Raw genomic sequence first — 10,912 nt, 5'->3', positions numbered from 1 at the left:
GACATTCTGCTCTCGGATATAAATCACCGATCCAGTTCGAGGTAATAAACCGGAATTTTGAGACAGAACCTCTCCACTAAATAAGGGCAAGTCCATTTCTCCGGCTTGAATATGCTGGGTCCTCTGGCTCCGCTCGCGCTTGTGGTATTCTATGTGGGCCATCACCTGCCATTTACGATTTTCCTGTTCACCACGTTTCTGCGGGCAATCCCGACGGATTATGACGATGCGGCCAGCATCGACGGATGTAACAGGCTACAATTGTTCAGATACGTTCTTTTTCCTCTGCTTGGCCCGGTCACCGGGACGGTCGTGATTATGGACACGATCTTTATCTGGAATGATCTGATGACGCCGCTTCTCTATCTCAGTGGTGGCCGCAATCTTACCCTGCCAGTTGCGATTTATAGTTTCGTCGGCGAGTACTCATCGGATTGGTCAACGATTTTCGCCGGCCTCGTGATCAGCATGATCCCCGTTCTCATCGCCTACGCCATACTGCAGAAGCGTATTATGCAGGGGTTTTCGGCAGGGGTTAAGGGGTAGTCCCTTGCCTTGTGTCCTGGCGGAAATTTTGGGTCGAAAACTATCTGGAGACACGATGTATGCCTCAAGGGGTCGTAGCTGTGATTGGTTCACTGAATGCCGATGTCATAGTATCGGCAAAACGCCTGCCCCAGCAGGGCGAAACCGTGGTGGGCCATCGATATGAGATTGCGCCTGGCGGGAAAGGAGCCAATCAGGCTCTGGCGGCGGCGCGCGCCGGGGTGGCCACTCGCATCGTGGGAGCCGTTGGCCGGGACGAATATGCGCGTGTGGCACTAGCCAATCTGGAAGCGGCGTCTGTTGATCTTTCAGGGGTCCAGCAGACGGAGGACCTAACAGGCATCGCTCAAATATCCGTGGATGATGCGGGCGAAAACACGATTGTCGTCGTGGCCGGAGCCAATGGGTGCGTCAATCTGGAACAGGCAATCTCCGCGGTTCGTGAATTAGGTGGCGCGGATATTGTGTTGCTTCAAATGGAAGTCCCTGCTGGTTTAAATCTGTCTGTGCTTCAAACAGCTCGGTCTGTCGGTGCCATAAGCGTTTTCAACACTGCTCCCTATACCGATAATGTCCCTGAACTGGCGCCGCTTGCGGATATCATCATCTGCAACGAGAAAGAATTCGCCCTTCTCTCCGACGCCGCTATGCTGAGTGGAAAGCCCGAAACCAGGGCCAGGGCGCTTGCATGTATGAACAGGCAGACGGTTATTGTCACCCTGGGAAGAGGTGGCGCATTTGTCGCTACAGCCGATAGTTTCGCGGCAGTCTCCAGCCCCGCCGTTGAGGCGATCGACACCGTTGGGGCGGGCGACACCTTTTGCGGCTATCTTGCGGCGGGACTTGCCTCGGGCAGAAGCGTTGGTGAATCTGCTCGCATTGCCTGCGCGGCTGCCGCAGTGGCATGTACGCGGCGTGGAGCCCAAGCCGGGATTCCCGAGATGAATGTCATCGCCTCAACGCTGAAATCGCTGGAGGCTCAGCGATGATCCTTGCGCGGGTGATCCAACAAAACAGTGTCCAAATCCTGCCGCAACCAGACCTGATTTATCAAACCTATCAAAGGCCTCTCTCTCATAGAGAGCTCTTTTTGTCGTTTGCCGACGAAACACCCCGCAATCCGAAAGTCCGACAGGAAGCATCACCAGCCCCGACGACGCCTGCCCCTGGCAAGCGTTTGCCGGATCTTGCCGTGCCCCCCGTGTGGAAGGCCTTCGCGTGTCCAGTGGCGATAGGCGGAGGCCCGCCCGCGGATACTGTATTGCCGGTCATGCGGAAAAGGAAACGTGCGCTCAGCGCACGGTGCGATATGCGCCGAATAGACATGCCATTCTTCCGCCTCCTTAGGTGCGTCGCCCCCTGGGGCATAGCGGTGCAGGCGACAGAAACCGCAAGAATGCTGGTGGCGGCCGTTCTTGAGAACGACACAAACCTCGACAGGCACGTCAATCCAGCGCTGGCTCATCCCGACGTAGCCATTGGTCGGATCGCCTGTGATAACACGGGAACGCGCGGTCTCCGCAAAGCCATTGCGAAAGGCGGTAAAGCTCCTTCCGCTCGCCTGTCCTTCCCGGTTCCATAGCAGATAGGCTGTACGATAGTCTTTCGCGTCAATCGCCTCGTAACAGGCTTCGACGATGCGGCGGGGATCGTCTTCGGCAGCGAGAAGCGGCGTTGCTAGCTCGGCAAATGCGGACACCAGCAGAAAACGTCGTCGGTTCATTCCGTTTCCTTTCGGAGCCATGGCCTTGCTCTCGATTCGGTCGCGGTTGGCCGCTATTTGCCTACGGGCATGGCACCGTGGGCATTGCTGATGCCGGCGCGCCATCGTGGACGGGGTGGCGTGCTCGCGATGTGGCCTATCTCGACCGCTGGCTGGAAGAAGGCTTTGCCGTCGTCGCGACCGATTACCAGGGGCTGGGCGGGTCGGGCCGCATCCATATTCCTATTCCCGCTCCGAAGGCATTTCCATGCTCGATGTTCCGTCTCAACGCCTTTGAGACAGATTGGCTTAACGGATAAGGGAGGGTTTTGGCTCATCGTAGCTCACGCAAAGGAAGTGACTTTGAGACAGAAAACCGGAGCTCAAAAGCCGACGGCAGACAAGGCGAACAACGATATCCGCCGTGCCACCCGCAAATCATATTCCGCTGAAGAGAAGATCCGCATTGTGCCGCCGATATTACGAGAGCCGAGGCAACTTCACGCCGGCGGATGTCTACTTCGGCAGAGGAAATGAAATCCTGGAACGACGAAAAAGATCAAGCAGCAGACCAGTCAAACCCGACGCTTGCAACATCACCCAAATGCCGCCTGGTTCGACAAATCAGACGAGCCATGTCCTCCTGATAGTCAAACCGCATTCTGTCCATAATTATTCGATGACGGATAACATGCCTTCTCAGCTCCCTCGGGCGGCGAGGCTCAGGATGCCCTTGCGCCGCCTTGGGAGTGTTTTGGGCCGATGCCGAAGCGCGAACGCAGGGGCATCGGGAAGAAACGTCGATCAGAAGGTATGTTCGTACTCGGCGACCTGCAGGTCCTTCAGCGCATCCTTGTCCAGTTCCGCGCCTGTTCCAGGCTTGTTCGGAATGGTGACCTGACCGGTTTCGTTGACGTCGAAAATACGGTTATCCTTCAGATAGGCCGCCGCGTGATAGGAGCGGGGGCCGCCTTCATGCTTGAGAACGGGAAACTCGATCCAGCCGCCGGAAATCGCCGAGGCAATGACTTGAAGCGTGCCAGCGAATTTGACGCCGCTGCCGAAAGCATGCGGGATGAACCGCTTGTGGTTGGCATCACACAGCACGCTCACGCGTTTGGAGTGGCTGATGCCGCCGCAGTAGTCCAGACGCGGCTGATAGATTTCAAGCGCGTCCTTTTCGAGATATTCGGTCATGCGATAGACGCTGGTTTCGCTCTGGAAGCCGCTGATCGGGGTCCTGAAGTCGCGGTTGAGCCGGGCCAGACCGGCAACATTGGTCACTGGCAGAGGTTCTTCGAGCCAGAAGATGTCGCACTCGTCGCAGACAGCGGCGATTTTGTCGGCATCCATGGTGTTCTGGTAATAGCCATTGGCGTCCACGGCGATCTTCAGCTTGCCGTCAACGGCTGATGTCGTTTCCCGGATCAGTCGGATATCCTCATCGATGCCGCGTCCGATCGAGAGCTTCGCTGCCTTGAAACCGAGTTCGACGTAATATTTGACGTCGTCGACATGCTCCTCGATCGATTTCTTCAGCGCGCTGCAGGCATAGGCATTGACTTGCTCGCGGACGCGCCCGCCCAGCATGTCAGCAACCGAATGGCCGTAGCGCTTGCCCTTCAGGTCCCAGAGCGCCTGGTCGATGGCGCTCATCGGGCCGATGAAGCCCATTGTCCGGCCGTAAAGCCACATGCGGTGGCTGATCGCCTCGATATCGTCAACGTCATAGCCTTCCAGAAGAGGCGCATAGAGCAACAGAATTCCCTTTGCCATCACCTCTTCCTGTTCGGGGCCGCGGGACATCGTGGATTCGCCGATGCCCACCGTTCCGTCCTCTGCGGTGATCTCGACGATCGTGGAGGCAAGGTCGACATGCCATGACAATCCGCCAAGCTCTGCGCGGGGCAGAGGGTTTTTCACAACACGGGTTCTGATGGACTTGATTTTCATAACTGGAACCTCCGTAGTCTTATTTTGGGTCAAGCGGCAATACGCGGACATCGTCGGCTCCGAAGGTCATCGTGACCTCGGTGCCCGATGCGAGCAGTTTTTTCGGATTGGTCTGAGCTCGCCAGGTCAGGTCGGTGCCGGGCGAGGTGATAAAATAGTCAACGACATTGCCGCCGAAAGAGACCCGGTCGATCACACCGCGCACGCTGTTGAGGTCTCCGGATGCCTCGAGGGCATCTCCGGGGGAGACGGTGATGCTCTCGGGGCGGATCATCGCTTGGCACCGTTTACCATCGAGATCGGGCGCGTGGTCGCAGACGATTGAGATGCCGTCGGCGATCTGCAGTCTCAGCCGATCGCCGGCGCAACTCTCGGCAAGGGCAGGGAGGATGTTGGCCAAGCCGACGAAGCCGGCGACAAAGCCGTTTTTCGGACGGTGATAGATTTCCTCCGGCGTACCGATCTGCTGAATGATCCCGCCGTTCATCACCGCCACCCTGTCGGACATGGTGAGCGCCTCTTCCTGGCTGTGGGTGACGAAAATCGTGGTAATCCCGACCCGCTGTTGGATCGCGCGGATTTCAAAGCGCATCGTCTCGCGCAATTTCGCATCCAGATTGCTGAGCGGCTCGTCCAGCAGCAAGATGGCCGGTTCGGGCGCAAGCGCGCGCGCCAGCGAAACGCGCTGCTGCTGGCCGCCGCTCAGCATTGTCGCCGAGCGAGTTTCGAAGCCGTCAAGCCCGACGAGCGCCAGCGTCTTGCGGACCTGGCTTTCGATTTCGGCCTTGGGCCTTCCCGCCATTTTCAGCGGGAAGGCGACGTTGTCGAAGACCGTCATGTGAGGCCAGACGGCATAGCTCTGGAATACCATGCCGATGTTCCGCTTTTCCGGAGGCAGTCCACCGCCGGCGCTCGACACCAGGTCTCCGTCAATGCGGATCTCTCCATCCGTCGGATTGTCGAGCCCGGCGACCAGGCGGATGGTCGTGCTTTTGCCGCATCCGCTCGGCCCCAGAAGCGAGATGAACTCGCCTTCCTCGATCTGCAGGTCGATGCTCTTGAGAGCCTGGAAGCTGCCGTAGTTGCGCACGATGTTGTTCAGTTCAAGTTTGTATGACATTTCGAGAGCCTTTTTCAGCTTTTGACGGTGCCAAAGGCATCGCGCCGCGTAAGCCACCGGGTGACAAAGAATACGGTTGCGACGAGCAGGAAGACGGCCGTTCCGAGAGCCGAGGCGCGCTGGAAGCCGCCGGCGCCGCCCCAGAGATCGAGGAGCATGGTGGCGACAGTGTCATTGCCGAGCTGACGCAGCATGATCGATGCGCTGAGCTCAGGGATGACGCCCAGGAAGACCAGGACCCAGGCATAGCTCAGCCCCTGCTTGATCAGCGGCAGGATGACCATGCGCATGCTGCCCGCCCAGGTGGCGCCGGCAACGCGGGCAGCCTCCTCCAGTTCCGGGCCGATCTGCATGAGCGAGGTCTGGATGGCCCGCAGCGCTATGGGCAATTGAAGTGCGATATAGGCAAAGAGCAGCAGCCATGATGTGCCATAGAGATGCAGCCTGACAAAGGGCTGGCTGGTGTAGACCAGAACGAGCCCGACGGCGATCGCGATGCCCGAGAGCGCCAACGGTGCGATCGCCAGGTAGTCGAGCAGGCCGCGAAAGCGCGAGCGCGAACGCACGACGATGTAGCCGATCACGGTGCTCAGAATGATCGAAATGAAAGCCGTCGCGGTCGCCAGAATAAGGCTGTTCCAGATCGCGCGCAGACTGGCGTCGGAGGTGAAGACATAGACATAATGCGAGAATGTCAGTTCGCTGAAGGAGGGAAGGCGTCCGAGCGTCGGAAAGAAGGATATCACGATCAGGGCGCCATAGGGCAGCACGAAGGACAATAGTCCGTAGAGAATGCCAAGCCCGGTGAACAGGTGACGATACCCCCCGAGCCGCATGACGGCCGGCCGGAACCCTTTGCCGCTGACGGTCTGGTAGCGGTTGGCTTCCCGCGTGACCTGCCTGTAGGCGACAAGCGCCATGAGACCGAGTGCCGTGATGCCGGTTGATAGCACGGCGGCCGCCTCGAAGTTGATCGGCATCAGCAGGGCTTCGCGGATCTGTGTCGTCAGGACATCGATGCCCAGCAGGTGAGGCGTCCCGTAAAGGGAAAGAGCAATCGCGAATGCCATCAGCGCGCCGGCGAATATGGCGTTGCGGCAGACGGGCAGTGAAACGGTCCAGACCGTGCGGGCCCGGCTTGCCCCGCTCGTGCGGGCGGCCTCCTCAAGTGCGGGATCCATCTGGCTGAGCGCCGTCGAGGTCAGGATGAAGACCTGGGCGATGCCGATCGGCGTGGAGAGCAGGATCAGCCCGGGGATGGTGTAGACATTGAGCGGGCCGGACGCCATCTCCGGAAAAAATGCCCAGCGCAGAAGCACATTGAGCTGTCCGGCATTGGGGCCGAACAGGAGGATATAGGCCATGGTGCGCAGGAAGGGTGGTGTGATGATGGCGATCAGCACCGTGATGCGCACGAGCTCCTTCCACGCCATATCCGTGCGGCTGACGCCAAAGGCGAGCGGCACACCGACGAGAACCGAGACCGCGGCGACGGATACGCCGAAGATCAGCGAGTTCAACCCGGCGCGCATTGCACGCGGATCGGCGAACAGATACTCGACGAACAGGCTTAGTGACGGTGTTCCGTCGAAGAAGAAGGCCCGGATAACCAGGTAGGCCATCGGCAGCAGGACGAAGTAGACCGTCAGCAGAATACATGCGGCCCAAACGATCTTCCCGGCATCGAATCCGGGCCGCTTCAGTTGTGTAGTGGACATGATCAACCGTTACGCTGAAGGGGGAGAACGCAGATCAAAGAGCGCTGCATTTCCCGATGATGAGAAAGCGACAACTGACAGCCGCCGGCGCGTGGCCGGCGGCCGGATGGGTTAACGGTAGTCGTAGAATTTCACCGCCTGTTCCTGGCGGACCTCCTGGGTCAGCTCGGGGCCCATAACGACGACGTTTGCGCGTTTGCGCATTTCGTCGATCGTCTCGCCTTTTTCGATCGGAACGTCACCGCGCACGGGCAGGGCGCCGATCTCGGCGTTGACCAGCCGCTGGCCTTCGGGGCCAACCATCCACAATGCGAATGTGCGGGCGGCCTCGGGTTCGCCTGAACCGGCCACGACCCCGATCGATTGATAGAGAACGGGCGTGCCCTCGACGGGGTAGTAGTAGTTCGTCGGTTCGCCCTGCGCCACCGATTCCACGGCATTGTCGACGGTCTGAATGGCGATCGACACTTCGCCGAGCGCGACGAGATCGCGAATTCCGCGATGCCCCGTGGCTAGCCGCGGCTGCTGGGCCGCCAGTTTCTCGACGAATGGCCAGCCGAAACCGTCTTCCTCGAAGAGATAGGATGTCAGGGTCCACAGAGCGGGGTGCACCATTCCGGTGACGCGCGGATCGCCGAGCGCGACGCGCCCTTTGAAACGATCATCGAGAAGGTCGTTCCACGAATCGAGTTCGATGTCGTCCGGGACCGCATTGGTGTTGTACTGAACCACGACCGGCTGAAGCATATAGGGGGCGATGATGCCGTTCGGGTCGAGCAGGCTGTCATCGATTGCGGCTTTCGCTTCCTCCGACAGTTCGAGGGGGCCGAGAATGCCGCTTTCGGCCAGTGCCGTGGCGCGGGTTGTGTCTCCGAAAATGATCACGTCGGCGCGCAATTGTCCCGTCTGAACCTCAAGATCGATTGTCGTGAACAGTTCTTCGATCGGCGCGCGGAAGAAGACGACGTCGATATCGGGGTGTTCGGCTTCGAAGGCAGCCTCGAAGGCCTCGGTCTCCTCGATGACCCAGTTCGTGTAAACCACGATTTCCGCGGCCGACACGGCGCTGGCCGACGAGATTGCCAGGGCGCTTGCCGCGAGACCGGCTTTCAGCATGGATTTGATTTTCATGGTTTCCTCCTCCAAGGAAGCTAGATTGTCAACAGGTTTTGCTCAATCAATGAACCAAATATCCTAAACCTGTACTATAGGTCAAGCCTAACCTACTTCTCTTTTGCGGAAAGAGGTGCTATACCGCATCGCTAAACGGGATCGAGAGTTGGAATGATGTCAGAGGAAACAAAAGACCAGGGCCGTGCCGGAAGCACGACGAAACGGATCTATGAATTTATCAGGAGCGAAGACCTGACCCTGGGAGATTCTCTCCCGAGCGAGATGGAACTCGCCAAAAGGCTGGAGGTCGGCCGGGGCGCGGTGCGTGAGGCGCTGCGGGCACTGGAGGCGCTGCATGTCATTGACAGCGGAAACGGCCGACGCGCTCGTGTTGCCGGCATCGACCCCAATGCGCTGGCAATCCTGATCGACCATGCTATTCGCACCGGCCAGGTGACCACGCAACAGGTGCTGGATGTGCGCCGGTCGATCGAGATGCGCGCTATTCATCTCGCTGCAATCAGGCGCTCGGAAGAGGAGGCGCAGCAGATTGTTCGGCTGGCGGCGGAGATGATGGACAATCTGCCGGATCGCCAGATTCTGTCGCGTCTCGACGTCGCCTTCCACCGCGCCATCGGTCTTGCCAGCCGCAATCCCATGTATGACCTGTTTATCGGCTCGTTTTCCGCGGTCATGAATGAATCGGGTCCGATCGGCTGGCAGACCCGCCCTTCCGACGAGGAGCTCGTCGCCATCATCAAGCAGCATACCGACATCGCCGAAGCGGTGCGGGACACCGATCCGACCGCGGCTGAAGCGGCCATGAGCGATCATTTCGACATGACGGTGCGGGCATTGATCAACAGCGGATATCAGTAGTACCTCCCCGCACCGTACTGGCACGAGATCGCTCCAGGGGGCCTATCAACGGCTGTGATGGAGCGCTCTTTGCTACTAAACTGAATGACGCATTTGGGCCAAATCCGTCACAACCACGCGCGCCGTCCGTTCTGCACCAAAGCGAGCTGTCAACGGCGGCGCAGAAAAAGGCATCAGCCAGCCTGCGCTGACGAAGAGCCTGCAGCTGCTTGAAGACGAACTGGACGCGGAACTGTTCGAGCGGACCCAAAAGGGTCTCCTGGCGTGCATTTCAAAATAGCCTGGCTGGCGAACTCTCGTCGAATAGCGCGGCCGGCACAAGACGGTTTTCGCAAAGAGGAAGTTATCGCGAGGTGGACGTTCTGGAACGCGGGCTGCCGGTGCTCCGGCGGATTAAGACATTCGGTTCGATCGTCTCGTGGCGGGGCGGCGGCACCAGCTCGCCCGCCTTGATGATGGATATAAGCCGGTCAACGGCTTCATAGGCAAGCCGTTCCGAATCATAGGCGATCGTCGTCAGGGGTGTGCTCGCATATCGTGTGGGCAAGGAGCCCGGCGAGGTGATCGTCAGCGCGTCATCCCTCGGGCAAGAAGCTCTATGAGGAAGTCGACTTCTTTCTCGACAATCATCTGCCGCTCGGCGACGCCTATGTCGAGATCGAGGGGGCCTCGGAAAAATCCGGCGCGACCTCGACATTCTGCAATGCCTTCGTTCTCAGCATGCTGGTCATCGAGACGATCCGCCTGATCGCCAAGATGGGCGGAACGCCGCCGGTCTGGCGCAGTGCGAACATGCCGGGAGGAGACGCGGCCAACAAGGCACTTGAAGACAAGTATATCCCGCGGATTCGTCACCTTGGCTGAGCCTGTGCGGTCAATGAAACCTTGACCGCCAGAATTGGTGAAAGCGGCTCTGCCTCAGCTCGGCAGGCCGCAATTCCTCCCGCCGGGCCGGTCGTCTTTCGTTCCACCAACTGAACGTGAGACCGGCGGTCCAACAAATGGGCGCACTGCAGATTACCCAAGATTCTCCCAGAATCTGATGGGAAGTCGGAGCTCAGGTCACACAGGCTCTCAAATTAAACCTGGGACAATGCCGGTTGCGGGTCAAAGCCCGGAGAGTTCGAACAGCATCTTGTGAATGGCGGAAGCGTTGAGGTCGCCGAGGCCCTTGTTGTTGGCTGAGGCATAGAGTTCGCCGATCAGGGTGGTTACCGGAACCGGGACATCCTGGCTGCCCGCAAAGGCGCGCACCAGCCGGGTGTCCTTCAGCATATGGCGCAGATAAAAGCTTGGCGAATAGTCGCCGGCAAGGGTCGCGCGCCCGACATTGCGGATCAGGAGCGAGCTGTAGTCGGTTACGTCAAAGACGCCCATGACGGCATCGCCGTCAAGCCCGGCCTTGCGGGCGAGCGCCAAAGCCTCTCCGAGGGACTCCATCTGGGCGGCTACCAGCAGATTGCCGACGAGCTTCATCATCGCGCCGCTGCCGGTCGGTCCCATATAGTGAACCGTGGCCGAAAGTGGTTTCAGAACGGGTCCTAGCCGCTCGAGCGCGCTTTGATCGCCGCCGCAGACGAAATCGAGTTTTCCGGCCCAAGCTTCGCCCTTGCTTCCGAAGACCGGCGTATCGAGATAGCTGGCATTGCGTTCCGCGATGCTGGCCGAGATGGAACGCGACAGATCGGGATCGGTCGTGGTCGCATCGGCAATGATTGTTCCTGCCGCAATATTGGCGACAATGCCATCATCACCGAAGTACACTGCCTTTTGCGCATCCGGCCCTGTCAGGCAGACCATGACGAGTTCGCAACCCGATACGGCCTCCGCGATGGTGTTCTGGGGCTCTGCCCCGGCGAGCGTCTCCGGAAGATCGAAGGT

The 10,912-nt window shown here is 59.3% G+C and carries 13 protein-coding genes; 6 read left to right on the top strand and 7 right to left on the bottom strand.

Annotated features, from left to right (window positions below):
* Positions 1 to 111: 111 nt before the first annotated feature.
* Positions 112 to 546 carry a carbohydrate ABC transporter permease gene (locus EDC90_RS19635; protein ID WP_132314226.1) on the top strand — a complete coding sequence of 145 codons (435 nt, stop codon included), beginning with the start codon at positions 112 to 114 and terminating at the stop codon, positions 544 to 546.
* Between the two features lie 59 nt (positions 547 to 605).
* Positions 606 to 1,535: a ribokinase gene (locus tag EDC90_RS19630; RefSeq protein ID WP_132314225.1), complete on the top strand. Its 930-nt coding sequence runs from the start codon at positions 606 to 608 to the stop codon at positions 1,533 to 1,535.
* Positions 1,536 to 1,687: 152 nt separating this feature from the next.
* Here the strand turns inward: EDC90_RS19630 and EDC90_RS19625 are convergent, their stop codons facing one another.
* A complete protein-coding gene (locus EDC90_RS19625; RefSeq protein WP_132314224.1) occupies positions 1,688 to 2,269 on the bottom strand; it encodes a hypothetical protein in 582 nt (193 codons plus the stop codon).
* A 77-nt stretch (positions 2,270 to 2,346) separates the two neighbouring features.
* On the opposite strand from EDC90_RS19625, the gene EDC90_RS21125 reads away from it, so the two are divergent.
* Positions 2,347 to 2,568, top strand: a complete 222-nt coding sequence (locus tag EDC90_RS21125; protein WP_207903972.1) for a hypothetical protein — start codon at positions 2,347 to 2,349, stop codon at positions 2,566 to 2,568.
* Between the two features lie 484 nt (positions 2,569 to 3,052).
* Here EDC90_RS21125 and EDC90_RS19615 read toward each other — a convergent pair whose 3' ends face one another.
* From EDC90_RS19615 to EDC90_RS19600, 4 genes are all read right to left on the bottom strand, one after another.
* The gene (locus EDC90_RS19615; protein WP_165972913.1) at positions 3,053 to 4,201 is read right to left on the bottom strand and encodes a mandelate racemase/muconate lactonizing enzyme family protein; all 1,149 of its coding nucleotides are present in this window, start codon (positions 4,199 to 4,201) and stop codon (positions 3,053 to 3,055) included.
* 19 nt (positions 4,202 to 4,220) lie between these two features.
* The gene (locus tag EDC90_RS19610; RefSeq protein ID WP_132314222.1) at positions 4,221 to 5,321 is read right to left on the bottom strand and encodes an ABC transporter ATP-binding protein; all 1,101 of its coding nucleotides are present in this window, start codon (positions 5,319 to 5,321) and stop codon (positions 4,221 to 4,223) included.
* 14 nt (positions 5,322 to 5,335) lie between these two features.
* Positions 5,336 to 7,039 (bottom strand): ABC transporter permease, encoded by a 1,704-nt coding sequence (locus EDC90_RS19605; protein WP_132314221.1) that lies wholly within the window; start codon positions 7,037 to 7,039, stop codon positions 5,336 to 5,338.
* A gap of 111 nt (positions 7,040 to 7,150) precedes the next feature.
* Positions 7,151 to 8,170 (bottom strand): ABC transporter substrate-binding protein, encoded by a 1,020-nt coding sequence (locus tag EDC90_RS19600; protein WP_132314220.1) that lies wholly within the window; start codon positions 8,168 to 8,170, stop codon positions 7,151 to 7,153.
* A 153-nt stretch (positions 8,171 to 8,323) separates the two neighbouring features.
* Here EDC90_RS19600 and EDC90_RS19595 point away from each other — a divergent pair, with 153 nt between their 5' ends.
* Positions 8,324 to 9,031: a FadR/GntR family transcriptional regulator gene (locus EDC90_RS19595; RefSeq protein ID WP_132314219.1), complete on the top strand. Its 708-nt coding sequence runs from the start codon at positions 8,324 to 8,326 to the stop codon at positions 9,029 to 9,031.
* Positions 9,032 to 9,122: 91 nt separating this feature from the next.
* Positions 9,123 to 9,311: a LysR family transcriptional regulator gene (locus EDC90_RS21510; RefSeq protein ID WP_132314227.1), complete on the top strand. Its 189-nt coding sequence runs from the start codon at positions 9,123 to 9,125 to the stop codon at positions 9,309 to 9,311.
* Positions 9,312 to 9,374: 63 nt separating this feature from the next.
* Here EDC90_RS21510 and EDC90_RS21470 read toward each other — a convergent pair whose 3' ends face one another.
* A complete protein-coding gene (locus EDC90_RS21470; protein ID WP_132314218.1) occupies positions 9,375 to 9,728 on the bottom strand; it encodes a substrate-binding domain-containing protein in 354 nt (117 codons plus the stop codon).
* A 23-nt stretch (positions 9,729 to 9,751) separates the two neighbouring features.
* Between EDC90_RS21470 and EDC90_RS21000 the strand changes: the two genes are divergently transcribed.
* Positions 9,752 to 9,895: a hypothetical protein gene (locus EDC90_RS21000; RefSeq protein ID WP_165972911.1), complete on the top strand. Its 144-nt coding sequence runs from the start codon at positions 9,752 to 9,754 to the stop codon at positions 9,893 to 9,895.
* 243 nt (positions 9,896 to 10,138) lie between these two features.
* On the opposite strand, the gene EDC90_RS19580 is transcribed toward EDC90_RS21000, so the two are convergent.
* The coding region (locus EDC90_RS19580) for an NAD(P)-dependent oxidoreductase (RefSeq protein WP_132314217.1) at positions 10,139 to 10,912 on the bottom strand (774 nt) is incomplete at its 5' end.

The sequence above is a fragment of the Martelella mediterranea genome, assembly GCF_004342225.1.
GTDB classification, from domain to species: Bacteria; Pseudomonadota; Alphaproteobacteria; order Rhizobiales; family Rhizobiaceae; genus Martelella; species Martelella mediterranea_B.
This window is presented reverse-complemented; position numbering and strand designations above follow the sequence as displayed.

Excerpts from the sequence above, each read along its gene's own strand:
- EDC90_RS19635 (WP_132314226.1), top strand. The coding sequence starts at position 112 with ATGCTGGGTCCTCTGGCTCCGCTCGCGCTTGTGGTATTCTATGTGGGC.
- EDC90_RS19630 (WP_132314225.1), top strand. The coding sequence starts at position 606 with ATGCCTCAAGGGGTCGTAGCTGTGATTGGTTCACTGAATGCCGATGTC.
- EDC90_RS19625 (WP_132314224.1), bottom strand. The coding sequence starts at position 2,269 with ATGAACCGACGACGTTTTCTGCTGGTGTCCGCATTTGCCGAGCTAGCA.
- EDC90_RS19615 (WP_165972913.1), bottom strand. The coding sequence starts at position 4,201 with ATGAAAATCAAGTCCATCAGAACCCGTGTTGTGAAAAACCCTCTGCCC.
- EDC90_RS19610 (WP_132314222.1), bottom strand. The coding sequence starts at position 5,321 with ATGTCATACAAACTTGAACTGAACAACATCGTGCGCAACTACGGCAGC.
- EDC90_RS19605 (WP_132314221.1), bottom strand. The coding sequence starts at position 7,039 with ATGTCCACTACACAACTGAAGCGGCCCGGATTCGATGCCGGGAAGATC.
- EDC90_RS19600 (WP_132314220.1), bottom strand. The coding sequence starts at position 8,170 with ATGAAAATCAAATCCATGCTGAAAGCCGGTCTCGCGGCAAGCGCCCTG.
- EDC90_RS19595 (WP_132314219.1), top strand. The coding sequence starts at position 8,324 with ATGATGTCAGAGGAAACAAAAGACCAGGGCCGTGCCGGAAGCACGACG.
- EDC90_RS21470 (WP_132314218.1), bottom strand. The coding sequence starts at position 9,728 with ATGTCGAGGTCGCGCCGGATTTTTCCGAGGCCCCCTCGATCTCGACAT.
- EDC90_RS21000 (WP_165972911.1), top strand. The coding sequence starts at position 9,752 with ATGCTGGTCATCGAGACGATCCGCCTGATCGCCAAGATGGGCGGAACG.